Annotated in this window: 18 protein-coding genes, 1 other RNA gene and 2 pseudogenes; 16 read left to right on the forward strand and 5 right to left on the reverse strand. The window is 70.7% G+C overall.

Annotated features, from left to right (window positions below; translation table 11 throughout):
- The first annotated feature begins 18 nt into the window (after window positions 1-18).
- From smpB to GTY58_RS26695, 3 genes are all read left to right on the forward strand, one after another.
- Window positions 19-552 (forward strand): SsrA-binding protein SmpB, encoded by a 534-nt coding sequence (smpB, locus tag GTY58_RS26685; protein ID WP_010986512.1) that lies wholly within the window; start codon window positions 19-21, stop codon window positions 550-552.
- Between the two features lie 102 nt (window positions 553-654).
- Window positions 655-1,043, forward strand: a transfer-messenger RNA (tmRNA) gene (gene ssrA, locus GTY58_RS26690).
- A gap of 383 nt (window positions 1,044-1,426) precedes the next feature.
- Window positions 1,427-2,056, forward strand: a complete 630-nt coding sequence (locus GTY58_RS26695) for a contact-dependent growth inhibition system immunity protein (RefSeq protein WP_010986513.1) — start codon at window positions 1,427-1,429, stop codon at window positions 2,054-2,056.
- A 67-nt stretch (window positions 2,057-2,123) separates the two neighbouring features.
- Here the strand turns inward: GTY58_RS26695 and GTY58_RS26700 are convergent.
- Window positions 2,124-2,933 (reverse strand): annotated as a pseudogene (locus GTY58_RS26700) (LacI family DNA-binding transcriptional regulator); the annotation flags it as partial.
- 35 nt (window positions 2,934-2,968) lie between these two features.
- Here GTY58_RS26700 and GTY58_RS26705 point away from each other — a divergent pair.
- Together GTY58_RS26705 and GTY58_RS26710 are read left to right on the forward strand one after the other, a co-directional pair.
- Window positions 2,969-3,847: an aminoglycoside phosphotransferase family protein gene (locus GTY58_RS26705; RefSeq protein WP_037651660.1), complete on the forward strand. Its 879-nt coding sequence runs from the start codon at window positions 2,969-2,971 to the stop codon at window positions 3,845-3,847.
- Between the two features lie 110 nt (window positions 3,848-3,957).
- Window positions 3,958-5,379: a cytochrome P450 gene (locus GTY58_RS26710; protein ID WP_010986516.1), complete on the forward strand. Its 1,422-nt coding sequence runs from the start codon at window positions 3,958-3,960 to the stop codon at window positions 5,377-5,379.
- Here the strand turns inward: GTY58_RS26710 and GTY58_RS26715 are convergent.
- The gene (locus GTY58_RS26715) at window positions 5,345-6,748 is read right to left on the reverse strand and encodes an MFS transporter (RefSeq protein WP_078234506.1); all 1,404 of its coding nucleotides are present in this window, start codon (window positions 6,746-6,748) and stop codon (window positions 5,345-5,347) included. The genes GTY58_RS26710 and GTY58_RS26715 overlap by 35 nt on opposite strands.
- Before the next feature lie 83 nt (window positions 6,749-6,831).
- Here GTY58_RS26715 and GTY58_RS26720 point away from each other — a divergent pair, with 83 nt between their 5' ends.
- The 4 genes from GTY58_RS26720 (at window position 6,832) to GTY58_RS26735 (ending at window position 12,916) form a co-directional block, all read left to right on the forward strand.
- Window positions 6,832-7,797: a LysR family transcriptional regulator gene (locus GTY58_RS26720; protein WP_010986518.1), complete on the forward strand. Its 966-nt coding sequence runs from the start codon at window positions 6,832-6,834 to the stop codon at window positions 7,795-7,797.
- Window positions 7,798-8,574: 777 nt separating this feature from the next.
- Window positions 8,575-9,411, forward strand: coding sequence for a hypothetical protein (locus GTY58_RS26725; RefSeq protein WP_137951708.1), 837 nt, complete (start codon window positions 8,575-8,577; stop codon window positions 9,409-9,411).
- A 122-nt stretch (window positions 9,412-9,533) separates the two neighbouring features.
- Window positions 9,534-11,663, forward strand: a complete 2,130-nt coding sequence (locus tag GTY58_RS26730) for a glycosyltransferase (RefSeq protein WP_037651653.1) — start codon at window positions 9,534-9,536, stop codon at window positions 11,661-11,663.
- Window positions 11,660-12,916 (forward strand): acyltransferase, encoded by a 1,257-nt coding sequence (locus GTY58_RS26735; RefSeq protein WP_010986521.1) that lies wholly within the window; start codon window positions 11,660-11,662, stop codon window positions 12,914-12,916. The genes GTY58_RS26730 and GTY58_RS26735 overlap by 4 nt, the downstream gene beginning before the upstream one ends.
- A gap of 512 nt (window positions 12,917-13,428) precedes the next feature.
- Here GTY58_RS26735 and GTY58_RS40900 read toward each other — a convergent pair.
- A pseudogene (locus GTY58_RS40900) lies at window positions 13,429-13,533 on the reverse strand (transcriptional regulator); the annotation flags it as partial.
- Window positions 13,534-13,897: 364 nt separating this feature from the next.
- Window positions 13,898-14,344, reverse strand: a complete 447-nt coding sequence (locus GTY58_RS26740; protein ID WP_010986523.1) for an SRPBCC family protein — start codon at window positions 14,342-14,344, stop codon at window positions 13,898-13,900.
- A 268-nt stretch (window positions 14,345-14,612) separates the two neighbouring features.
- On the opposite strand from GTY58_RS26740, the gene GTY58_RS26745 reads away from it, so the two are divergent.
- Window positions 14,613-16,004, forward strand: coding sequence for a nitrate/nitrite transporter (locus tag GTY58_RS26745; RefSeq protein WP_010986524.1), 1,392 nt, complete (start codon window positions 14,613-14,615; stop codon window positions 16,002-16,004).
- Window positions 16,005-16,107: 103 nt separating this feature from the next.
- The gene (locus tag GTY58_RS26750) at window positions 16,108-17,268 is read left to right on the forward strand and encodes a uroporphyrinogen-III synthase (RefSeq protein ID WP_010986525.1); all 1,161 of its coding nucleotides are present in this window, start codon (window positions 16,108-16,110) and stop codon (window positions 17,266-17,268) included.
- Here GTY58_RS26750 and GTY58_RS26755 read toward each other — a convergent pair.
- Window positions 17,217-17,771, reverse strand: coding sequence for an anthrone oxygenase family protein (locus GTY58_RS26755; RefSeq protein ID WP_010986526.1), 555 nt, complete (start codon window positions 17,769-17,771; stop codon window positions 17,217-17,219). The genes GTY58_RS26750 and GTY58_RS26755 overlap by 52 nt on opposite strands.
- 249 nt (window positions 17,772-18,020) lie before the next feature.
- Here GTY58_RS26755 and GTY58_RS26760 point away from each other — a divergent pair, with 249 nt between their 5' ends.
- The 5 genes from GTY58_RS26760 (at window position 18,021) to GTY58_RS26780 (ending at window position 25,049) form a co-directional block, all read left to right on the forward strand.
- Window positions 18,021-18,608, forward strand: coding sequence for a CGNR zinc finger domain-containing protein (locus tag GTY58_RS26760; protein WP_010986527.1), 588 nt, complete (start codon window positions 18,021-18,023; stop codon window positions 18,606-18,608).
- Between the two features lie 489 nt (window positions 18,609-19,097).
- Window positions 19,098-19,694, forward strand: a complete 597-nt coding sequence (locus GTY58_RS26765; protein ID WP_010986528.1) for a sigma-70 family RNA polymerase sigma factor — start codon at window positions 19,098-19,100, stop codon at window positions 19,692-19,694.
- Window positions 19,691-20,515 carry a zf-HC2 domain-containing protein gene (locus tag GTY58_RS26770; RefSeq protein ID WP_037649900.1) on the forward strand — a complete coding sequence of 275 codons (825 nt, stop codon included), beginning with the start codon at window positions 19,691-19,693 and terminating at the stop codon, window positions 20,513-20,515. The genes GTY58_RS26765 and GTY58_RS26770 overlap by 4 nt, the downstream gene beginning before the upstream one ends.
- A 56-nt stretch (window positions 20,516-20,571) precedes the next feature.
- Complete coding sequence (locus GTY58_RS26775; RefSeq protein ID WP_237529545.1) at window positions 20,572-23,109, forward strand: UvrD-helicase domain-containing protein; 2,538 nt, start codon at window positions 20,572-20,574, stop codon at window positions 23,107-23,109.
- 506 nt (window positions 23,110-23,615) lie between these two features.
- Window positions 23,616-25,049: an NAD-dependent malic enzyme gene (locus tag GTY58_RS26780; protein ID WP_010986531.1), complete on the forward strand. Its 1,434-nt coding sequence runs from the start codon at window positions 23,616-23,618 to the stop codon at window positions 25,047-25,049.
- Window positions 25,050-25,260 lie beyond the last annotated feature (211 nt).

The raw sequence follows: 25,260 nt of genomic DNA on the forward strand, positions 1-25,260 counted from the left end.
AGCACTATGAGTAAGGGCATGTACGTACCGAAAGAGTCCCAGCCGAAGCAGGGCGGGGGAGCCTCCGGCAAGGTCAAGGACGGCAAGCGCAAGATCGTCGCGCAGAACAAGAAGGCGCGCCACGACTACGCGATCATCGACACCTATGAGGCCGGGCTCGTGCTCACCGGCACGGAGGTGAAGTCGCTGCGTCAGGGACGCGCCTCGCTGACCGACGGCTTCGTCCAGATCGACGGGAACGAGGCGTGGCTGCACAACGCCCACATCCCCGAATACAGCCAGGGCACGTGGACCAACCACACCGTGCGCCGCAAGCGGAAGCTGCTCCTGCACCGCGAGGAGATCGACAAGCTGGCGTCGAAGTCCGAGGAGACGGGTCACACGATCGTGCCCCTCGCCCTGTACTTCAAGGACGGTCGCGCGAAGGCCGAGATCGCGCTGGCACGGGGTAAGAAGGAGTACGACAAGCGGCAGACCCTGCGGGAGAAGCAGGACCGGCGGGAGTCGGACCGGGCGATCGCGGCGGCCAAGCGCAAGCAGCGGGGCGAGTAGGGCGGTCGGCCCGCGGGAATAGGCTGGCATCGTCGTGCGTTGGTCACGTACGATGGGCTCTGCACCTCACAGCGGGTGCGGAGCGGTTTGAAAAATCAACATGGGGATGATCGGTTTCGACAGCGGCTGTTGAAGCAGGGGAAGCGTGTCGAGGAAGCGGCAATGATCTCGTAAACCATATGTCGCAAAAAATAATCGCCAATACCAAGAGCGATTCCCAGTCCTTCGCCCTCGCTGCCTAATAAGCAGTGAGTGAGGGACCCTTAATGGGTGTCAGCCCGGGAGTGTTCCCGACCCGGACCCTGGCATAATCTAGGGGACTAAACCATCGAGCCCGGTCACGGGGTTCGATGGGAAATCAAACAGTGACTGGGCCCGTCGGCGACTTGTTCGCGTGATCGCCGGGGCCGAGAAAATCGCAGCGAACTGCACACGGAGAAGCCCTGATTCTGCACCGGTGGACGCGGGTTCGATTCCCGCCATCTCCACGATCAGGAGGTCCTCCCGGACTTCCACATCCCATGTGGGCAAGGCCCCGTCGCTTTCGAGCGACGGGGCCTTTGTCATGCGCCGAGACGTCAGCGCCGACTCCGGATGCGGAAGGCGGCGACGATGCCGCGGCCCGAGTGGCGGCGCGTGACCCTCCGGGGGCACACGGGGGGCGTCGCGCCCTGCTCGACCAGACGCCGGGTCCTGTTCCGGGTCCTGTTCCGGGTCCTGACGGTCGCCGCGTCCGTCCGTCGACTGGCAGGCCCAGCGCGGCAGCAGGCAACCAGTTCTTCATCAAGCTCGTGAGGGTGCCGAGTACAGCGGGGAAGCATCCCTTCGGCTACTACGTGCAAACCTGCTACCCGATATAAGGAGGTGACATCCAGTGGAGCGCTTCACCGCATTCGATTTCGGTGCCTCGTGGGTGATGAGTTTCTTCCACCAGGACTGGACCTACGACGGGCCCACGGCCGCCGACGTCGTCGCGAAACACCTCTCGGAATCGGCCGACGAGCTGGCACTGGCAGTCCGTCGCGATGCACGGACACTCCTCGACAACCTCCCTTCGGAGACGCTCGAGGTGCTGTGGAACGCCGGAGCGCAGTACATGGCGAGCTTCGAGGGGACCTCAGGATCGGAGTGGACGCGGACGGTCATCGGCCTGTGTGATGCCCGGCTGGCCGCGAAGGCGGACGTACGCCCGCTCACCGGAGCCGATACGGAGGACGGCTGGGCGTGCCAGGACGCCGTCATCGCTGAGGTCGAGCGGGCGGAGTTCCTGGACACCGAGGTGCGCGAGGCGCTCGTCGACTGCGCTCGCCGCTGCACTCCGGACCTGGCGTTCCGGGTGCTGCTCAGCACCATAGTCAACGCCTCTGACCGATCATTGTCTCCGCACCAGTACACAAGGATGCAGGCCATCGGATCCGCCCTCCACTACGGTGAGTTCTTGGTGGACTCCGTCGAGTTCCTGGTCGAAGAGGAGCCGCCGCCGGCGTCGGTGCCGTCTCACTGAACGCATCACAGGGGCCCGCGCTCACCCGAGTGCGGGCCTCATGCATGCCCAGGGCTCCTCGGGACGGTCAGGGCCGGGGTGCCGTGCTGGCCCGCTCTGTCAGGTGGGGGCGAGGAGTGTGGCCGCGGGTACCGGTGCGCCGGACAGCTTTCGCATCAGCAGGTCCACGGCCCCCCGCGCTCACCTCCGCGGACGGGAGAGCGACCGAGGTGAGCGGGATGCGGGCGCTCTCCGCCAGTTCGTCGGGGCAGATTGCCGTGATGGAGAGGTCGCCCGGAACGCCCAGGCCGAGTTGTTCGAGGCGTCGATCAGCGGCTTCAGGACGGGCTCGTTGTGCACGACGACCCCGGTGAGCGCGGGCCGCTCCCGCAGCGGCTGCTCGGCGACCCGGCGGGCGGCGGCGGGCGCGGCCTCGCGGGGGTGCACCGAGGACGACAGGTCGTGCCGGTCGGCGGCTGCCGTGAACCCCTGCACCACGCTGGGCGACCCCCGTCTCGCGCACGTATACCTCCGGCGGCGGGCTGACGAGGGCCACGACCTGGTGCCCGAGCCGTGCCAGCTGCTCCACGCACACCTCGCCCGCCGCCCGGAAGTCGAGGTCGATGCAGGTCGGTCCGGCGGGCCGGGAAGGGAACCCGATCATCACGGACGGCCGGTCCAGCGCCCGCAGCAAGGGCAGGTGCGGATCGTTCAACTGCACATCCATCACGATCAGGGCGTCGACGAGACCGTGTCCGCGACCCTGCGCAGTCCCTCCGTGCCCTCCTCCTGGGTCAGCAGGAGCGCGTCTGGTCGTGGCGCCTGCTGCTGGCCCCAGCGCCCGGGAGCCCGCGTGCAGCCGGTAGCCCAGCTCGCGGATGGCCACCTCGCCCCGCTTCGATGGGCGAGCGGTCCGACAGTAGGCTCGCCGCGATGCGTACCGACGAACTGAATATCGACGTAGTCCTCGTGCAGCGGCTGGTCGCCGGGCAGTTTCCGCGGTGGGCGGGCCTTGGCGTCGAGGCGGTCGATTCCGGTGGCACCTCCAATGCCATGTACCGGCTCGGCGCGGACCTGGTCGTACGGCTGCCGCGCCGTGCGGGGGCCGAGGGCGACGTGGCGAAGGAGCACCGTTGGCTGCCGTGGCTCGCCCCGCGGCTTCCGGTCGCCGTGCCCGTACCGCTGGGCCAGGGGCTGCCCGCCGGGAACTACCCCTTCCGGTGGTCCGTCTACCGCTGGCTGGACGGTGCGACACCGGACGTCGGGCACCTCGTCGCACCCGGCCTGCTGGCCGAGGACCTGGCCGGGTTCATCGATGCGCTGCACCGGGTCGACCCCGCGGGCGGGCCCGATTCCTACCGCAGCGAGCATCTGGCGGTGCGGGACACCGTGACGCGCGAGGCGATCGAGGAGCTGCGCGGGGTCGTCGACGCCGACGCGGCGAGAGCCGTCTGGGAGACGGCTCTGCGGGCCCCGGTGTGGGCGGGCCCGCCGGTCTGGATCCACGCGGACCTGCAACCGGGAAACGTGCTGGTCGACCGCGGGCGGCTCGGCGCCGTCATCGACTTCGGGTGCCTGGGGCTGGGCGATCCCGCCGTCGACCTGATCGTGGCGTGGTACGTGCTGCCGGGCGACGTACGGGAGGCCTTCCGCGCAGCCGTGGCGGCCGACGACGCGTCCTGGGCGCGCGGCCGCGGCTGGGCGCTGTCGATCGCCCTCGTCGAACTGCGCTACTACCGGGACACGAACCCGGTCATGGCGGGCCATGCGCGGCGGGTGATCCGGGAGGTTCTCGACGGGCGCGAGCGGTAGACGCGGCGCGCGGCGACGAGGTCTCGTCGCCGCGCGCCGCCTCAACTCCTGTCACCCGTCGGACTACTGTGACTCGCGCAGGTGTGCGGTTCACAGGGAGGCGGCAGAACATGGCAGCAGTGACGGCCGCCGGTGCGGCGCAGGCGCCGATCGTGGCGGGACACCCGCTGCTGGGCTCCATGAACGACCTGCTGAACGACCCCCTCGCCACCTATCTGCGGGCCCGCCGCGACCACGGCGACGTGGTGCGGTTCCGGGCCGGCCCGCCGGGGCTGCGGGCCGACATCTACGCCGTGTTCTCGGCCGAGGGCGCCCAGCAGGTCCTGGCGACGGAATCCGGCAACTTCCGCAAGGACAACGTCTTCTACGGGGAACTGCGCGACTCGGTCGGCAACGGACTGCTCACCAGCCAGGACGCCACCTACCTCCGCCAGCGCCGCCTCGTCCAGCCGCTGTTCACCCGCCGCCGCGTGGACGGCTACGCGGGGCAGGTCGCCGACGAGGCGGCCGGTCTGGCCGAGGCCTGGCGCGGGATTCCGGGCGGCGGCGTCGAACTGGTCGGTGAGATGCACCGGTTCGCCCTGCGCGTCGTCGGCCGGATCCTGTTCGGGACGGACATGGAGACGACGTTCGAGGTGATCGAGCGCACGCTGCCCCTGCTCCAGGAGTACGCGCTGAAACGTGGACTCGCGCCCGTCAGGACGCCTCGCACGTGGCCCACGCCCGCCAACCGCCGTGCGGCGCGCACCCAGGCGGAGCTGTTCGCGCTCTGCGACGGCATCATCGACAGCCGCCGTAACCGGAAGAACGAGGGGGACGGCGGGGAGGAGAGCGGCGAGGACCTCGTCACCCTTCTCGTCCGGGCCGGGAACGCCGAGGACGGCAGCCTCGACGCCGCCGAACTCCGCGAGCAGGTGCTCATCTTCCTGCTGGCCGGCCACGAGACCACCGCGACCGCGCTGGCCTTCGCCCTGCACCTGCTCGCCCGCCACCCCGAGCAGCAGCGGCGGGTACGGGACGAGGCCGACCGCGTCCTGGGCGGACCCGGCGGACGGGCGCCCACCGCGGCGGACATGGAGGCGCTGCCGTATCTGACGATGGTGCTGAAGGAAGCGATGCGGCTGTACCCGTCCGCGCCCGTCATCGGCCGCCGCGCGGTCGCGGACGCGGAGGTCGACGGGGTACGCATTCCGGCCGGCGCCGACCTTTTCGTCAGCCCGTGGGTCACGCACCGCCACCCCGATTACTGGCCGGACCCGGAGCGGTTCGACCCCGAGCGCTTCACCCCGGAGGCGGAGGCGGGCCGTCCGCGGTACGCCTGGTTCCCGTTCGGCGGCGGTCCGCGCGCCTGCATCGGACAGCATCTGTCGATGCTGGAGTCGGTCCTGGGGCTCGCGGTGCTGATCCGGGAGTTCGAGTTCGAGGCGGTGGGCGAGGAAGAGGTACCGCTGGGGGCGGGGATCACCCTGCTGGCCAAGGGACCGGCCCGGTGCCGGGTCATCCCCCGGTCGTCGGGCCCGCGGTCCTCTTGACGCGCACGGTTCGCCTGACACGTTCGGTCCGCTTGGCACGTTCGGTCCGCTTGGCACGTTCGGTCCGCTTGGTACGTACTGCCCGCTTGGTACGTACTGCCCGTCTGACGCGCATGGTCCGTCTGGCGCGCACCGCAGGAGACGCGAGGCAGATCAGCAGTGCCAGCGCGGCCGCCGCGACCGGCACGCCGTACCCCGCTGTCGCCGACACCTGCTCCACCACCCACCCGCCGGTCGCCGAACCGCAGGCTATCCCGCCGAGGAGCCCGGTCACGGCGAGCGTCATGCCCTCGTTCAACCGGCTTTCAGGGGTGCGCTGTTGCACCAGCGTCATGGCGGTGACCATGGTCGGGGCGGTCGCCATCCCGGCGAGGAGCAGCGCGCCCGCCAGCGCGAGCAGCGAGCCGGTGAGCCGCGCCGCGAGCAGCGGCAGGATCAGCAGTGCCGCCATCGCGGTCAGGCACCACGGATAGCGCCGCTCGGCGGGACCGGCCGGCTTCAGCGCCCCGTACAGCAGTCCCGCCGCACACGAACCGGCCGCCTGGAGCGCGAGGACGACACCCGCCGCCGACTTGTGGCCCCGCGCGTCCGCGTACGCGATCGTGACGACCTCCATCGCCCCGAAGACCGCGCCGATGGCGAGGAAGCCGAGGAGGAGCGGGGGCATTCCGGGGGACCGCAGGGGGGACCTGGCCTTCGTACGTCCCCCCGGTGGCGGCTGAGTCGAACGCTGCGCCGCGAAGACCAGGACGCCCGACATCAGCAGGACGGCGCCCACCAGCGTCCCCGCCTCCGGGAAGAACGTCCCGCACAGGAAGGCCGCGAGCACCGGACCCAGCATGAAGCACAGCTCGTCCGCGGCCTGTTCGAAGGAGTTCGCGGTGTGTACGGCCGCCGGGTCGCCCTTGAAGAGATGGGCCCAGCGGGCGCGTGACATGCCCCCGGTGTTCGGCGTCGTGGCGGTGGCGGCGTACGCGGCGAAGAGGGTCCAGTCCGGGGTCCCGTAGCGCACGCACAGCAGGAGCGCGAGCGAGCCGAGCGCGGCGACCGCCGTCGCCGGTACCGCGATCCGCGCCTGACCATGGCGGTCGATCAGCCTGGCGATCAAGGGGGCGACCAGGGCCGTCGCCGCCAGACCCGTCGCCGTGACGGCACCGGCGAGCGCGTACGAACCCCGCGAACCGGCGATCATGACGACCGCGCTCACGCTGAACATGCCCATGGGAAGCCGGGCGATCAGATTGCCGACGGTGAAGGCACGCGTGCCGGGGACGGTGAAGAGACGTAGGTAGGGGTTGCGGGACGGGGGCGGGGGCGGGGCTGTGGAGAGGGGCGGGGAGGGGGCTTCGCAGGAGGACGGTTGCGGCATGAGGTAACCGTCGCCCGCGTCCTGACCTGCGGTCCAACACTTACTCCGGTGCGATTGACGCACTTGAGTTGTAAGTTCGCCGGATGTCCGTCGACCCCCGCCTTCTGTGCGCCTTCGTCGCCGTCGCCGAGGAGCTGCACTTCACCCGCGCCGCCGTCCGTCTGTACGTCGCTCAGCAGGCCCTCAGCCGGGACATCCGGCGACTGGAGCGCGAGCTCGGCACCGAGCTGTTCCTGCGGACGACGCGCCAGGTCACCCTCACCGCCGACGGCACCCGCCTGCTGCCGTACGCGCGCCGCGTGCTGGCCGCACAGGACGCGCTGCTCGCCGCGTTCGGCCGGGGCGAGGCCGGGCGGCCGCTGTTCGTCGACGTCAACAGCCCGGGGCTCTTCAGCACCCGCATCCTGGCCCGGGCCCGCGAACTCGCCCCCGACAGTGAGCTGATGGCCCGCTTCGAGAGCGGTCTGACCGGCGCCGCCGCCGAGATCCTCGCGGGGCGGATCGACGCGTCGTTCGGGCGGTTCGCCGGACTCGACCCGGCGCTCCGGTCCCGGCTCGAACAACAGCCCGTACGGTACGAGCCGATGGCGGTCATCCTGCCCGAGGACCACCGGCTCGCCGGGCTGGACGAGGTGCCGCTGGACGCGCTCGCGGGCGAGACGGTGTACGCGGGTGCCGGAAATCCCCGGACGCCGGAATGGACCGACCTCGCCCGTCTGCTCTTCGAGGGGCGCGGCATCGAGGTCGCGCCGCCCGCTCCGCTCGCGCTCGGGCCCGAGGAGTTCGAGCGGATCATGGCCAAGACGCGGTGCCCGGTCCTCGCCGTGGTGGACTTCCCGGCCATGCCGCACGCGGTGCTGCGGCCCCTCGTCGACCCCGTCCCGCTGTCGCCCGTGTCGCTCGTGTGGCGCAAGGGGGTGACGCATCCCGGCATCGATGCGCTCCGGTGTGCGGCGACCGAATTGGCGACCGAGGAAGGATGGTTGCTGCGGCCCGCGGAAGGGTGGATTCCGGCCAGGGATGCACTCATCATGATGAACCGCAGCTGACTTCCCCTGTACCGGGTGCCCCAGCGCGCTACATTCGCGGTCCGGGCATCATATGATAAAAGGGGCGCTTCGGTCGGGTGGTGTCCCGGTTCGATGAAATGTACGCAGGCCCGGAGGCGTGCGCGCGCCCGCTATTTGTCCCGTGGGGGGATGTACGTGCGCGTGAAGAACTGGCGGAAAGGCGCCCAACGTGATCGCCGGGGCGTCGACCAGCCGCTCGGGCCCGAGACCGATCCGTCGCCCGGACGTGAAGCCGATTCGCCGCCCGGCGGTGAAACCGGTCCGTCGGGCGGACGGGAATCCCATCGGTCGGGCGGACGGGAATCCGGTCCGTCGGGCGGACGTGAGACCGACCCAACGGGTGGACGTGAGACCGACCCGTCGGGCGGACGGGGAACCGACCCGCTCGATCGGGTGGTCGCGGGCCGGGCCGCCGGGCCCGAGCCGGTCGTCTGGCCGGAAGCCGGTGGCGCAACGGCGGCCTGGCTGACGGCCGGGGCGAGCGGTCGGTCGAACGCCGGGTCGGGGACAGGGCGGAGCGTCGGGTCGGGGACAGGGCGGAGCGTCGGGTCGGTGACCGGGCGGAGTGCCGGGTCCGTGATCGCGCGGAGTGTCGGGTCCGTCATCGGGCGGAGCGCCGGCGCAAGCGCCGGTTCCGCGGCCGGGCCCCGCCCCCGAACGGCCGCCGAGCCCGACCGCGATCGCGTCCTGGACCCCGGCCGGGAGCCCGAGCGCGTTCCCACGCCCCCTTCGGGCCACGTGGACCAGGTGGATCACGTGCCCGTCGCCCCATCGCGGCCCACGGTCCCGTCGACCGTCTGGGAACGGTCCGGTGCCCCCGGGCACAGCCACGACCCCCATGAGGTCACCGTCCAACTCGACGGCAGCGGACGACAGTTGGACGAACCGTTGGTCGAGCGGGGCGGCGGTCTGGTCGGCGATGGTGGCCAGGACTCCGACGGGCCGGTGTTCGTCGACGAGTCCGGTCGCCGCAGGCGCCGCTTACGCAGGCTCGGCATGGTCGTCGGCATCGCCTGCGCCGTCTACGCCGTGGTCATCGTCGCCACGCTCCTGTCGGGCAACTCCAACGCGCCCTGGCTGCCGGTGCCCCGCCAGAAGGACGACACACCGGCCGCCCGGGTCGACACCTCCCCGCCGCCGAGCCACCGGGCGCACCCGTCCGCGCCGGCGGCCTTCCCTCCGAGCGCCGGCGCGACGGGCGACGCGGGCAAGAGGCCGTCGAAGGGCGGTGCCGGTTCGACGCACGGACCCTCGGCCCGAGTCTCGGCCCCGGCCGCCTCGACCGACCCCCGGCCGTCGGCGAGCACCGCCAAGCCGAAGCCGGGCAGCAGCAGCACCAAGAATCCGGCCCCCGGACCGTCCGACCCGGTCGACGGCTCATCGCCGGCCCCCACACCCTCGGGCGGGGTCACCCCCGACCCGTCCCCGTCCACGGCGACCGGCGGCCCAGGCCCCGTCGCGAACGGCTCCGCCGGGAATGTCCCCGTCGCGAACGGCTCCGTCGAGAACGCCCCCGTCGCGAACGGCCCCGTCGGACAGCCGTCAGGGGAGCCCCCCGCCGCCGGCCCCTCACCCTCGGAGTCCGTGCTCTGATGGCACCCCGTACCAACCGGCCCCGCACCAACCGGCCCCGCACCGGCCGTCCTCCCGCGCCCGACGCACCGGCCGCCCCCGACGCCCCGACCGCCCCGGACGCCCGCCGCCGTCGGCTGCCCATGCGGTTCCTGCTGCCCTCGCTCCTCCTGCTCGCCGTCATGGCGATGCTGATGCTCCGCGGCTTCGTGCACAGCGAGATCCTCGCCGACCACCGCATCCGGCCCCCGGCCGCCACCGACCAGGTGCCGGAGAAGATCCTCGACGGCGGACCGGTCATCGACACCCGCGGCGGCCGTACGACCAGCCTGAGCCTCCCCGACCACCGGCTCGTCCTCACCTTCGACGACGGCCCCGACCCCCAGTGGACGCCCAAGGTCCTCGACGTCCTCAAGAAGCACCACGCGCACGCGGTCTTCTTCGTCACCGGCACCATGACCTCACGCCATCCGGACCTCGTACGGCGCCTGGTGGCCGAGGGCCACGAGGTCGGCGTGCACACCTTCAACCACCCCGACCTCGCCTACCAGTCCAAGAAGCGCATCGACTGGGAGCTGTCCCAGAACCAGCTCGCGCTCGCCGGCGCCGCCGGCATCCGCACCTCCCTCTTCCGCCCGCCGTACTCGTCCTTCGCCGACGCCATGGACAACGAGTCCTGGCCGGTGACCGAGTACATCGGCACCCGCGGCTACATCACCGTCGTCAACAACACCGACAGCGAGGACTGGCAGAAGCCCGGCGTCGACGAGATCATCCGCCGCGCCACTCCCCGGGGCGGCAAGGGCGCCGTCGTCCTGATGCACGACTCCGGCGGCGACCGCCACCAGACCGTGCAGGCACTCGACCGGTTCCTGCCCGAACTCCAGCGACGGGGCTACGAGTTCGAGAACCTGTCCGAGGCGCTCGGCGCTCCCAGCGCGCACACCCCGGTCACCGGCGTCGACCGGTGGAAGGGCAACGCGTGGATCTTCCTGGTCCAGGCAGCCGACCGCATCACCGGCATGCTGGTCGTCGGGCTCGCCGTGATCGGGGGGCTCGTCCTCACCCGCTTCGGCCTGATGCTCCTCCTGTCGGGCACGCACGCCCGCAGGGTGCGCCGCCCGGACTTCCGCTGGGGACCGGCCCCGGTCACCGAACCGGTGTCGGTGCTGGTCCCGGCGTACAACGAGGCCAAGTGCATCGAGAACACCGTCCGCTCCCTCACGGCGAGCGAACACCCGGTCGAGGTGATCGTCGTCGACGACGGTTCGAGCGACGGCACGGCACGGCTCGTGGAGAGCCTGCGGCTGCCGGACGTACGGGTGGTCAGACAGCACAACGCGGGCAAGCCCGCCGCCCTCAACCGAGGCCTGGCCAACGCCCGGCACGACCTGATCGTGATGATGGACGGCGACACGGTCTTCGAACCGGCGACGGTCCGCGAGCTGGTCCAGCCCTTCGCCGACCCCCGGGTGGGCGCGGTCGCCGGCAACGCGAAGGTGGGCAACCGGGATTCCCTCATCGGCGCCTGGCAGCACATCGAGTACGTGATGGGCTTCAACCTCGACCGCCGGATGTACGACCTCCTGCGCTGCATGCCGACGATCCCGGGAGCCGTCGGCGCCTTCCGCCGCAGCGCCCTCGAACGCGTCGGCGGCATGAGCGACGACACGCTCGCCGAGGACACCGACATCACGATGGCACTGCACCGCGACGGCTGGCGGGTGGTGTACGCGGAGAAGGCCCGCGCGTGGACCGAAGCCCCGGAATCCGTGCAGCAGTTGTGGTCGCAGCGCTACCGCTGGTCGTACGGCACCATGCAGGCGATCTGGAAGCACCGCCGCGCGCTCGTCGAACGGGGCCCGTCGGGCCGCTTCGGCCGGGTGGGGCTGCCGCTGGTGGCCCTGTTCATGGTGGTGGCCCCGCTGCTGGCGCCGCTGATCGACGTCTTCCTGCTGTACGGAGTGATCTTCGGGCCCACCCAGAAGACGGTCCTCGCCTGGCTCGGCGTCCTGGCGGTCCAGGCGGTCTGCGCGGCGTACGCGTTCCGGCTCGACCGCGAGCGGATGACCCACCTGGTGTCGCTTCCGCTCCAGCAGATCCTCTACCGGCAGCTGATGTACGTCGTCCTGCTCCAGTCCTGGATCACCGCGCTCGTCGGCGGCCGGCTGCGCTGGCAGAAGCTGCGGCGCACGGGCGTGGTGGAGGCGCCGGGATCCATTCCGCAGCAGCGGACGGCGGGGAGCGAGAGCGAACGGAGGCCGGTCGGATGACGGCGCACGAATACCCGGCGACATCGGCATCGGCATCGGTACCGGCTTCGGTACCGGTACCGGCTCCCGCCCCGGCTCCCGCCCCGTCCCCCGAGGCCGCTCCCCAAAGGCCAGGCCGGGACCGCTACTTCGACCTGTTGCGCTCCTTGGCGCTGGTCCGCGTGGTGGTGTACCACCTGTTCGGCTGGGCATGGCTGACCATCCTGTTCCCGTCCATGGGCGTGATGTTCGCGCTGGCGGGATCCCTGATGGCGCGCTCGCTCAAACGCCCGGCACCGAGCGTGATCAGGGGGCGGATCCGACGACTCCTGCCTCCCCTGTGGGCGTTCAGCGCGGTGCTGCTGACCCTGATGTTCGCGGGCGGCTGGAACCCGGCGAAGGACCCGGACCTCGGCGGCACCTGGGGTGTGGTCGAACTGTTCGACTATCTCGTCCCGGTCGGCGCCCCGCCCTACCCCTGGTCCCTCGGCTCCGATTCCGGGCTGCTGGAGAGCACCTGGGCGGAGCAGGCGGTGGGCCCGCTCTGGTACCTGCGCGCGTATCTGTGGTTCGTCGTCGCCTCCCCGCTGCTGCTGTGGGCGCTGCGCCGCGTGCCGTGGGCGACGCTGCTCGCCCCGCTCGCTCTGACCGCGGTGCTCGGCACGGGCCTGGTCACCATCCCCGGTGAAACGGGCAACGCGGTCACCGACTTCGCCGTGTACGGCGGCTGCTGGGTCCTGGGTCTGGCCCACCAGGAGGGGGTGCTCCGGCGGATCCCGCGCTATGCGGCGGTCTCCTGCGCCACCCTCCTGATGGCGTTCGGGCTGTGGTGGGCGTCCGGTCACCAGGGCCCCGAGGGCTGGGACCTGAACGACATCCCCCTGGCCCAGGCGACCTGGTCCTTCGGCTTCGTGGCGATCCTGCTCCAGTACTCCCCGTCGTGGCAGGAACTGCCGGGCCGGCTCGCCCGGTGGGACAGGCTGGTCACCCTGTCCAACAACCGCGCGGTCACGATCTACCTGTGGCACAACATGCTGATCATGGCCACGGGTCCGCTCATCGACCGGGCCTACGACCTTCCCTTCATGCAGAACGAGCAGGCGGTGGCCGCACTCGACTCGACCTACACGTTCTGGATGTTCGTGCTGGTCTGGCCACTGATCGGCCTCGCGATCCTCGCGTTCGGCTGGATCGAGGACATCGCGGCGAAACGCGGCCCACGGCTGTGGCCGAACGGGAAGAAGCGCGGCAGGCCCCGGGCCCGCCAGGTCTGACCCCCGGTCCGGGCGAGGAGGTCCCTGTCCCGCCCGGCCGGGCCGCCCGCCTTCGGTCGCCTCCGGTGACGGGCCGAACGGTGAAACCCAAGACGCGAGGCATCATGGCGGTCCGGGGGGGGGGGGGGGGGGCTGGGGTCGTTCGGCGCGTACGGGGTGGCGGCATGGGGGGGCGTATCGCTGGCCCTGATCACGGCCGTAGCGTGGAGTCATTGCGGGCCACGCAATGAATGCGGTGGCCGAGGTGCGCTGGTCCTCGGGCCGTTCGGCATCGTCTTCGGGATCCTGCTCGAAGGTTTTGCGCAAAGGAAACGGTGCTATCAGGGGCCGTCCGCCTTCATGTCGATTTTCCAGTCCGTCCTCGTGGGATCCGCCGTAGTTTTCGCGCGTTCGGTCTTCCTGGCCGAACCTCCCGTCGGATGGCGCGTTTTCATGGGTGCGCCGGCACTCCTTTCCGCCGGCGGGAGGCCTGGCTGATCGTCAACATGGTGAGGGTCGGCCTGCCGGAGTTGCGAGTCCAACCGCACTGTGTCGAGCCGCTGCGGAACGGGGCCATCGACGTAGTCGAAGGACTGGCCCGTAGTTGAGAACCGCACCGCGCCGAACGGAACGACCCGCGATGTAGGCCTCCTTGAGGCTGGTGGGGCGTGCCATGATTTTCGGATGGACGCTCTGGCATGGGTGTGCTTGTTTCTGGTTGCCTTCCCGGTCCCCTTCCTCTTCTGGTTCGGCTTGATACCGCTATGGGTCGACCGGCAGTTGAGACGGGTGGGCAGGGAAGTGCTGGGGCACTGCCGGACCGTTTCCACCTCGGAAGGGAGATATTCCACGAGCTTCGAATTCTCGACACAATCCGGGGATCGGATCATTTACATTTCCCCGCTCGCCGGCACCGTCTGGGGGACGCCCGGGGAAGAAGCTCTCAGCTACTGAGACCTCTGAACCCGCGGCGATCAGGGAATGGCCCTCAGGGAACGGCCCTCAGGACGCCTCCACCGCCGCCTTGATCCGCTGTCCGAACGCGTTCGCGTCCTTGCGGGCCGCGCCCAGGGCGAAGCCCACCAGGAGCTTGCCGACGCCGTGGCCTTCCAGGACGTTGAAGATCCGCACGCGGGTCGTGCCCGCGCCGGTGGACTCCAGGTCGTAGCCGCCCTCGTCCGCCGTGACGACGTTCTTCGAGATCTCCGTCCAGCGGATCCTGCGGGGCGCCTCGAACTCGGTGATCCGGAATTTCCGGCCCGTCTTCATACCGGCGTCCTTGACCGTGCTCGTGAAGACCGTGCCCACGGCGGTCGGGCCGTCCGGCGTCTTCGTGATCTCCTGCACCCGGGGGCTGAACTCGGGGTCGTTCCTGCCGTCGGCGAGGAAGGCGAAAACCTCCTCGACGGGGCGGCTGATCTCGACGGTTGCCTCGAACTGACCGGCCATGGTTCCTCCTGTGCTGTGACCGCTGGAGCTCCGGCTGAGGGCGCGCGAGTGTGCCGAGCACTTCAGATTACGGTCCCGGCGTCACCGGCGCGTCCTCACCGACGCCCCCGCTCCCGCGTGAGAGCAACGTTCCAACCCGGTCACCCACAGCCACAGCCCCGAAACGCGGTCTCCCTACCTTCGGGATCGTCACTCGTTGCGCGACACCGAGCACCGAGCACATAGCACCGAGCACGAGCACCGAGCCCCGGAGAACCGTGGAGGCGTCATGACAGCCCCGAGCACAGCCCCCGCAGCGAGTCCGCCGAGCAGGAAAGGCCGCTGGATCGAGGAGTGGGATCCGGAGGACGAGGCCTTCTGGGAGGAGAAGGGGGAGAAGACCGCGCGGCGGAATCTGCTCTTCTCCGTGCTGTCCGAGCACGTCGGGTTCTCCATCTGGACCCTGTGGTCCGTGATGGTGCTGTTCATGGGACCCGAGTACGGGCTCACCCCCGCCGACAAGTTCTTCATCGTGTCGATGGCGACGCTGGTCGGCGCGATCGTCCGCGTCCCCTACACCTTCGCCGTCGCCCTGTTCGGCGGGCGGAACTGGACCATCGTCTCCGCGAGCCTCCTGCTCATCCCCACCATCGCGGCCTTCGTGGTGATGGAGCCGGGCACCTCGTTCACCACCTTCCTGGTGTGCGCCATGCTCGCCGGTATCGGCGGCGGCAACTTCGCCTCCAGCATGACCAACATCAACGCCTTCTTCCCGCTCAGGAAGAAGGGATGGGCGCTCGGGCTCAACGCGGGCGGCGGCAACATCGGGGTGCCGGTGGTGCAGCTGGTCGGGCTCGCCGTCATCGGGGCCAGTGGCGGCCCGCGCGTACTGCTGGGCATCTACATCCCGTTCATCGTGCTCGCCGCCGGCCTCGCCGCCGTGAAGATGGACAACATCGCGTCCCTCAAGAACGACACCGGCGCGGCCCGGGAAGCCGTCAAGGACGCCCACACCTGGATCATGTCGTTCCTGTACGTCGGGACGTTCGGGTCCTTCATCGGGTACAGCTTCGCGTTCGGTCTCGTCCTGCAGACGCAGTTCGGCCGTACGCCGTTGCAGTCCGCGTACGTCACCTTCATCGGCCCGCTGCTGGGCTCCCTCATCCGGCCCGTGGGCGGCTGGCTCGCCGACCGCTACGGCGGCGCGAAGATCACGCTGTGGAACTTCGTCGGCATGGCGGCGGCCACCGGTGTCATCGTGATCGCGTCCATGCAGAAGTCGCTGCCGCTGTTCACCACCGCGTTCATCGCGCTGTTCGTGCTCAGCGGCCTCGGCAACGGGTCCACGTACAAGATGATTCCCGGGATCTTCCACGCCAAGGCCGTCGCCAAGGGACTCGAAGGGGAGGAGGCGGCCGCCTACGGACGCCGGCTGTCCGGCGCCTCCATGGGGCTCATCGGAGCCGTCGGCGCGCTCGGCGGGCTCGGCATCAACCTCGCCTTCCGGCAGTCGTTCCTGAGCGTGGGCTCCGGCACCGGCGCCTTCGTCTCCTTCCTCGCCTTCTACGCGGCCTGCTTCGCGGTCACCTGGGCCGTATACCTTCGCCGCCAGGCCGGGGCCGAAGCCCATGCCACCGCCGCCTCCGGGGCGAAGCCGCAGCTCAGCTATGTCGAGGTGTGACGTAACACCGCTGACATGAAGCCGAACCGAGCCTGTCACGCACCGTTGACAGGCTCGATCGGCACGTAAGCGCACCGACTCGAGCGGGACGAGAGCCAGACGCATGTACGACGAACAGCAGCTACCGGCTCAACAAGATCACGGACCGCTCGCCGGGTTCACCGTGGGCGTGACGGCCGCACGTCGGGCCGACGAGCTCGGCGCGCTGCTCCAGCGGCGCGGTGCCTCCGTCGTGCACGCCCCCGCCCTGCGGATCGTGCCGCTCGCCGACGACAGCGAACTGCTCGCCGCCACCAAGGGACTCATCGAACAGGCCCCGGACGTCGTGGTGGCGACGACCGCGATCGGGTTCCGGGGGTGGATCGAGGCCGCCGACGGGTGGGGTCTCGGCGAGGATCTGATCGAGCGGCTGCGGGGGGTCGAACTGCTGGCCCGCGGGCCCAAGGTCAAGGGCGCCGTACGCGCCGCGGGGCTGACGGAGGAGTGGTCGCCCTCCTCCGAGTCCATGGCCGAGGTGCTCGACCGGCTGCTCGAAGAAGGCGTCGACGGTCGCCGTGTCGCCATCCAGCTGCACGGCGAGCCGCTGCCCGGCTTCGTGGAGGCGCTGCGGGCCGGGGGAGCGGAGGTCGTCGGCGTACCCGTGTACCGGTGGATGCCGCCGGAGGACATCACGCCCGTCGACCGGCTGCTCGACGCGACCGTCACCCGAGGCCTCGACGCGATCACCTTCACCAGCGCGCCCGCCGCCGCGTCCCTGCTGTCCCGGGCGGAGGAGCGGGGGCTGCTGTCCGACGTCCTCGCCGCCCTCCACCACGACGTGCTGCCCGCCTGTGTCGGCCCGGTCACCGCGCTGCCGCTCCAGGCCCGGGGCGTCGACACCGTCCAGCCCGAACGCTTCCGGCTCGGCCCCCTCGTACAACTGCTGTGCAAGGAGCTGCCCGGGCGGGCCCGTACACTCCCCATCGCCGGCCACCGCGTCGAGATCCGCGGCCACGCGGTCATGGTCGACGGAGCGCTGCGGCCCGTACCGCCCGCCGGGATGTCCCTGCTGCGGGCCCTGGCGCGCCGGCCGGGCTGGGTGGTGGCGCGGGCCGAGCTGCTGCGGGCGCTGCCGGGGGCCGGCCGGGACGAGCACGCCGTCGAGACGGCGATGGCCCGGCTGCGCACGGCACTCGGCGCGCCCAAGCTGATCCAGACGGTGGTCAAACGCGGCTACCGGCTCGCCCTCGACCCGGCGGCGGACGCCAAGTACGCCGACGCGTGAGCCCTGCCGCGCAGGAACAGCGCGCGGACGAGGAGGGCCAGCGCGAGCGTGGACAGCAGCGCCCGTACGACGTTCCACGCCACCCACGGGCCCTCGAACCTCGCGCGTACGGCGGCCGGATCGGCGACCCCCGCCGGGGCGCCGGCGTGCGCGAGGTCGTTGTTGAGCGGGATGTTCACGACGACGGTGAACAGGAACACGAGCGCGTACGCGATGAGCGCCGCGAACACCCACCAGCGGCCCGGCGAGCCGCGCAACTGCCAGGCGGAGAGCGCCGAGAGCACGAGCGCGCCGAGGAAGCTCAGGAAGAACACCGGGTTCTGGATCACGTCGTTGATGTTCTGCATGACCTCGATGTAGACGCGGTCGTCGCTGCGGGCCAGGGCCGGCATCACGGCGCAGGCGAACACGTAGAAGACCCCGGCGATCAGGCCCGTCGCGACCGTGGCCGCACCCAGTACACCTCCGGCGGTCGTACGCCGCCCCGTGCTGTTCTGTGTCATGCCGGTAAGTCAACCGCCGTGGCCGCGCACGGGACATGGCTGAGGCGCGCGGACGCATAAGCGGGCGTCCACGCCGTCCATGACGTCTACAGCGGGGCCGCGACCGGGGCCGGTATCGGGGCTTCCGGTGGCGGGCGCGGGCGGGCACTGTAGGGAGTACGCACCCTGAGGCACCCCCGGGCGCCTTTCCTCCGGCTGATCTCACCGACCGCTCACTTCCGGCGGTAACCCCAAGGCGGTGACAGGCACATGGCATCGGGCACGGCCACGGCCTCGTACGAGCTGCGGTTCGACTCCGGGCGGATCTGCCTGGACCTGCTGGCGACCACGCACCCCGAGGAACGGCTCGACTCGGCGGACCGGCTGCGTGCGTGGGCCACCGGATCCGGGCTCGTACCACCGGGCACGCCACTGCCGGAGGCGGACGCCTCCTGGCCCGTCCGGTTCCGCGAACTGCGCGGACAGATCGGACAGTTGGTGCACGGGGAGCTGGAAGGGCGGCCGGTGGACGCGGCGTTGGCGCGCGTCAACGCGGTCGCGCTCGGTTCGCCGCCTCCGCTGTGCGCGGTGCGCGCGGACGACGGGGTGCTGGTACGGCGACTGCCGGCCGCGCCCGGGTGCGGGGAACTCCTCGCCGCGATCGCCCGCGACACGGTCGAGCTGCTCACGGACCCGGCCGCCCGGGCAAGCCTGCGCCACTGCGAAGGGGACAACTGCCCCCTCGTGTACCTCGATACGTCCCGTGGCCGACGCCGCCGCTGGTGCTCGAGCGAGACCTGCGGAAACCGCGAACGAGTGGCCCGCCACCGCCGCCGCGCGGCACTGGCCCGGGCCTAGGTGTATTGCCCGCGGGGCCGACACCGGCGTGAACACGTCCCGGCGGGCGGGGTTGGTGCCGGTGTGACGTCGCTCGCCGTCGATGAAGCCCAGGGCGCACGCGCGTACATAAGGTGCAACCTTGGGCAGTGTGCGCATCGGTGCATCCGCTCATGTGCCCCTGGAGGGCACGTGGTTGGGCGGCTTTCCGGACAGGCGGAGGGGCGCCGGCGGGCGTCGAGAAGGATCTTCTCGACAATTCCTCCACCGAAGTCAAGTCAAAAGTTCACACCATCATCGAGCCAAGCCTGAGAGTGAAATCTCCGTCGGCTGTGAAACGGGTCTCCCCTGGTGGGCGGCCGTATGTCCCCTTGGGGGCGAAATGCATGCCCCGTAGAGGCCCGTTCCACACCTGACCCAAGAAATTTCTGGTCTCACTTTGAACACGGGCGGGCCCGTCCGCGTACCCAGTGACGAGCGAATGACTGGGGGAACCCCCGGACACCGGAGGTGGGCGTGCGTAAGGATTCCGCCGTGGCTGATGAACGAAGGTCCAGGGCCCGACATCGCATGTCTCCGTCCTCTTCCTCTCCGTCTCCCGAGCCGGACGAGGAGCTGATGCGTGCGCTGTACCGGGAACACGCGGGTCCCCTCCTTGCTTATGTGTTGCGACTGGTTGCCGGAGACCGGCAGCGCGCCGAGGACGTTGTACAGGAAACACTCATCCGTGCCTGGAAGAACGCCGGCCAGCTCAATCGAGCGACCGGTTCGGTACGCCCCTGGCTGGTGACGGTCGCCCGGCGCATCGTCATCGACGGCCACCGCAGCCGGCAGGCCCGGCCGCAGGAGGTGGACCCGTCGCCGCTGGAGGTCATCCCCGCGGAGGACGAGATCGACAAGGCGTTGTGGCTGATGACACTCTCGGACGCGCTGGACGACCTGACCCCTGCTCACAGGGAAGTCCTGGTCGAAACGTACTTCAAAGGGCGTACGGTCAATGAGGCGGCCGAGACGCTTGGCATCCCCAGTGGAACGGTGCGCTCGCGGGTCTTCTATGCCCTGCGGTCGATGAAGCTGGCTCTGGAGGAGCGGGGGGTGACGGCATGAACATGTACGGGGGATATGGAAGCGGAACCGGAGGTCCGGGGTCCGCGCGCGGAACAGCGGGAGCACAGGGGCCGGGCGACGTGCATGAAACAGTCGGCGCCTACGCCCTCGGCATCCTCGACGACGCCGAGGCGACCGCCTTCGAAGCGCATCTCGCCACCTGCGACTGGTGCGCCCAGCAACTCGACGACCTCGCCGGAATGGAACCGATGCTGGCCGCGCTCGCGGACCTGCCGAGTTCCCAGGGCACCCCTGCCATCGGCGAGTCCCTGTCCGCCAGGCCCAGCCCACGGCTGGCCGAGCGGCTGGTCGACGAGGTGTCCGAGCGGCGCGCCCTGAAGCGCAGGCGCAGCTTCTTCATGCTGGCGGCGGCGGCCGCGATGATCATCGGCGGTCCGCTGGTCGTCATGGCGGTCAACGGCGACGGCGGCGGCAAGGAGCCGGTGGCCAGTGCCACCAGCCCCGCCAAGGACGCCTTCATGCACATGTCCAAGAAGATCTCGGCGACGGACTCGAGCACCAAGGTCAACGCCGTGATCGCGATGGACTCCAAGGACTGGGGCACCCACTCCGTCCTCCAGCTGAAGAACGTCAAGGGCCCGCTCAAGTGCTCCCTGATCGCCGTCGGCAAGAACGGCGAGCGTGAGACGGTCACGTCCTGGGCGGTCCCGAAGTGGGGCTACGGCATCAAGGACGCCAAGACCGAACAGGCCAAGAACCCGCTCTACGTCCACGGCGGCGCGGCCTTCAAGCCCAACGAGATCGACCACTTCGAGGTCATGACCTTCGACGGCAAGCGGCTCGTCGAAGTGAACGTGTGAGCGAACTCGGCACTGCCACGTAGCCTCCAGGGGTCCCCTTCGCGTACGGTTGACGGCTGCCCAGCACGTCAGAAGGGGGCCCGGTGGCCGCTCAGGTTCAACAGGAAACCGCGTTCGGCCCGGTCGACGAGTCCTCCGTCCAGGACTCGGCATCGGACTCCGCTCAGGATTCCGTACGAGACCGGGAAATCAGCGTCGAACAGGAGCACCTGGACCGGGTGTACCGCCGTCTCGAGGAGAAGATCCACGAGGCGGAGTTCCTGATGCAGGACGCAGCTCAGCGCGGCCAGGTCGGTACGCCGGGGGCGCTCGCCGAGCGCGACGCCCAGGTGTTCCGGGCGGGGATCCACCTCAACCGCCTGAACAACGAGTTCGAGGACTTCCTCTTCGGCCGTATCGACCTGCTGCTCGGCAAGGACGGCAAGAAGGGCCCGGACGGGGCGTACACGGCCGTCGAGCCCGCCGAGGGCGTCGTCCGGGACGACAACACGGCGGACATCGCCGAGACCCTGCACATCGGCCGCATCGGCGTCCTCGACGCGGAGTACGCGCCGCTGGTCATCGACTGGCGGGCACCCGCCGCGGCCCCCTTCTACCGCTCCACGCCGGTCGACCCCGGGCGCGTCGTACGCCGCCGGGTCATCCGCTCCAAGGGGCGCAAGGTCCTCGGCGTCGAGGACGACCTGATGCGCCCCGAGCTGACGGCGTCGCTGAACGACGAGCCCCTGGCCGTCATCGGTGACGGCGCCCTGATGGCCGCCCTGGGCCAGGCCCGCAGCCACACCATGCGGGACATCGTGGCGTCGATCCAGGCGGAGCAGGACCTGGTGATCCGCGCCCCCGCCGCCTCCGTGACGTACGTCGAGGGCGGCCCCGGCACCGGCAAGACCGCGGTGGCCCTGCACCGCGCCGCCTACCTCCTCTACCAGGACCGCCGCAGATACGCGGGCGGCATCCTGATCGTCTCCCCGACCCCGCTCCTGGTCGCCTACACCGAGGGCGTCCTGCCGTCGCTCGGCGAGGAGGGCCAGGTCGCCATCCGCGCGATCGGCTCCCTGGTCGACGGCGCGGAGGCGACCCTGTACGACTCCCCGTCGGTGGCCCGCGCCAAGGGCTCGCACCGCATGCTGAAGGTGCTGCGGAAGGCCGCCCGGGGCGCGCTGGAGCTGGGTCCGTCCGTCGCTGGGCCGGCCACCCGTGGGCAGTTCGCCGGTGGGTCCTCCGCCGGTGCCAACGGCTCGCGGACGGGCGGCGCCGGCCGGTCCTCCGCGAGCGCGGAGCGCCCCCTCGCCGACGCCGAGCAGCTCGCCTTCGGCGACGACGACACCGGCCACCAGGCCCCCGCCGAGCCGCCCACCCGGCTCCGCGTCGTCGCCTTCGGGCGCCGGCTGGAGCTGGAGGCCCGCGAGCTGGACCGGATCCGGGAGACCGCCCTCAGCGGTACCGCTCCGGTCAACCTGCTGCGTCCGCGCGCCCGCAAACTGCTCCTGGACGCCCTCTGGGCGCACTCCGGCGCCGGCACCCGGCACAACGACCCCGAGCTGGCCGCCGAACTGCGCTCGTCCTTCGACGAGGACGTCACCTCCGAGGACTCCTTCATCGGGTTCCTCGACGCCTGGTGGCCCGAGCTGACCCCGCGGGGCGTGCTGGCCGCCATGGCCGACGAGCGGCGCCTCGGCCGCTGGGCCCGGCGCATCCTCAACCCCGGCGAGGTGCGCCGAGTGGCCCGCTCCCTCCGGCGCGACGGGCTGTCCGTGCACGACGTGGCCATGCTCGACGAACTGCAGGCGATCCTCGGCCAGCCCGCCCGCCCCCGGAAGAGGCGCGAACTCGACCCCCTCGACCACCTCACCGGGCTCGAGGAGCTGATGCCCGTACGCGAGGAGTCGCAGCGCGAACGTGCCGAGCGCCTCGCGCAGGAGCGCACCGAGTACGCGCATGTGATCGTCGACGAGGCGCAGGACCTCACGCCGATGCAGTGGCGGATGGTCGGGCGCCGGGGCCGGCACGCCACGTGGACCGTGGTCGGCGACCCCGCCCAGTCGTCCTGGTCCGACCCGGACGAGGCCGCCGAGGCCCGCGACGAGGCGCTCGGCAGCCGTCCCCGCCGCCGCTTCACCCTCACCGTCAACTACCGCAACCCCGCCGAGATCGCGGAGCTGGCGGCGAAGGTGCTGGCGCTCGCGATGCCGGGCTCCGAGTCGCCGGCCGCCGTGCGCTCCACGGGCGTGGAGCCGCGCTTCGGGGTCGTACGGGGCTCGCTGGCGCAGACGGTCCGGGAGGAGGCCGCACGGCTGCTCGACCGCGTCGACGGCACCGTGGGCGTCGTCGTCGCCATGAACCGTCGCGAGGAGGCGGCCCGCTGGCTCGCCGGGCTCGGCGACCGGGTGGTGGCGCTCGGCAGCCTGGAGGCGAAGGGCCTGGAGTACGACGCGACGGTCGTCGTCTCGCCGGCGGAGATCGCCGACGAGTCCCCGGCCGGACTGCGCGTCCTGTACGTCGCCCTGACCCGCGCGACGCAGCAGCTGACGGTGGTCTCGGGAGACCGGGACGAGCCGGACGCGAGCGGGGTGCCGGACCTGCTGCGGGACTGAGCGGCGGCCGGGACCGCCGGGGGTGCCGGGACCGGCCGACAGCCCGGGGGTGCCGGGACCGGCCGACAGCAAGAGGCCCACACCATCAAATGGTGTGGGCCTCCGCCACGTTACGACACCGACCCGCCATGCTCGCCTCGCGGCAAGTGGTCGCTCGTAGCGACGAAGGTTGGGCCCGGGGGCTTGGATCGAGCCGGTGTCACGTCCACGGTAACAAACGATTCCCGCAAGGCAATTCCCGTCCCGAAAGTTCATTTACGCGGCGTCGGCCTCCGCGAGGCGGCCCGGCGGCCTTCGGCGGGGTCACCCTTCCACCACCGCAACACATCTCGTATGGTGGAAGTTTGTTTCCGAAAGTGGCTCACTTGGTTGCGAACAAAACGATCGCAATCCGGGGCGGCTACCGCGTACTCCGCGGTAGGTGCGACGATCGGACGGCATAACCCGCAGGTCAGTAATAAGCGCAGTACCAGCGCAGTATCCGGTGAAAGCAGAGGAAGTCGGCCATGGCAACGGCGCCCAGCGTCTCCTACTCGATGACGGTCCGGCTGGAGGTGCCCGCGAGCGGAACAGCGGTCTCCCAGCTCACCACGGCCGTCGAGTCCCACGGAGGCTCGGTGACCGGCCTCGACGTCACCGCGTCCGGGCACGAGAAGCTCCGGATCGACGTCACGATCGCGGCGACCTCCACCTCGCACGCCGACGAGATCGTCGCGCAGCTGCGCACCATCGAGGGCGTCACCCTCGGCAAGGTCTCCGACCGTACGTTCCTGATGCACCTCGGCGGCAAGATCGAGATGCAGTCCAAGCACCCCATCCGCAACCGTGACGATCTCTCGATGATCTACACGCCGGGTGTCGCCCGCGTCTGCATGGCGATCGCCGAGAACCCCGAGGACGCCCGTCGCCTCACCATCAAGCGCAACTCCGTTGCGGTCGTGACGGACGGCTCGGCCGTGCTGGGCCTCGGCAACATCGGTCCGAAGGCCGCCCTCCCGGTCATGGAGGGCAAGGCGGCCCTCTTCAAGCGCTTCGCCGGCATCGACGCCTGGCCGCTGTGCCTGGACACCCAGGACACCGACGCCATCGTCGAGATCGTGAAGGCGATCGCTCCCGGCTTCGCCGGCATCAACCTCGAGGACATCTCGGCGCCCCGTTGCTTCGAGATCGAGGCCCGGCTGCGCGAGGCCCTCGACATCCCCGTCTTCCACGACGACCAGCACGGCACCGCGATCGTCGTGCTCGCCGCCCTCACGAACGCCCTGCGTGTGGCGGGTAAGGCGATCGGCGACATCCGCGTCGTCATGTCCGGCGCGGGCGCGGCCGGCACGGCCATCCTCAAGCTGCTGATCGCGGCCGGCGTCAAGAACGCCGTCGTCGCGGACATCCACGGGGTCGTGCACGCCGACCGCGAGGACCTGGTGAACGCCGCGGCCGACTCGCCGCTGCGCTGGATCGCCGACAACACCAACCCCGAGGGCCTGACGGGCACGCTCAAGGAGGCCGTGCGCGGCGCCGACGTGTTCGTCGGCGTCTCGGCCCCCAACGTCCTCGACGGGGACGACGTGGCCGCCATGGCCGAGGACGCCATCGTGTTCGCGCTCGCGAACCCGGACCCCGAGGTCGAGCCGGCGGTGGCCCGTCAGACGGCGGCCGTGGTCGCCACGGGACGCTCCGACTTCCCGAACCAGATCAACAACGTGCTGGTCTTCCCGGGCGTCTTCCGTGGCCTCCTGGACGCCCAGTCGCGTACCGTCAACACGGAGATGATGCTGGCCGCCGCGGCCGCTCTCGCGGACGTGGTGACCGAGGACGAGCTGAACCCGAACTACATCATCCCGAGCGTCTTCAACGAGAAGGTTGCGGGCGCGGTCGCCGGAGCGGTGCGCACTGCCGCGAAGGCGGCCGGGGTGACGGAGTCGGACAGCAAGGACGCGTAAGGACGGCTGTGACGGGTACCACGCCCCTCCGGGACCGGCGCGTCGCGGAACGTGGGGCCCTGGGCCGCCCTCTAGGGTGGCGGCCAGGCTCAGGCCTTCCAGGCCCTGCGATCCGCTGCCGGGAGCGGACGGAGCGTCACCACACTGAGGCAGTGGCGCTTTCCGTGTGACTCCCAAGGGTGTTCTCGCGACTCCAACGGGTGCCGGATTG

This window comes from Streptomyces sp. SID5469 (assembly GCF_009862865.1).
Taxonomy (GTDB): Bacteria; Actinomycetota; Actinomycetes; order Streptomycetales; family Streptomycetaceae; genus Streptomyces; species Streptomyces avermitilis.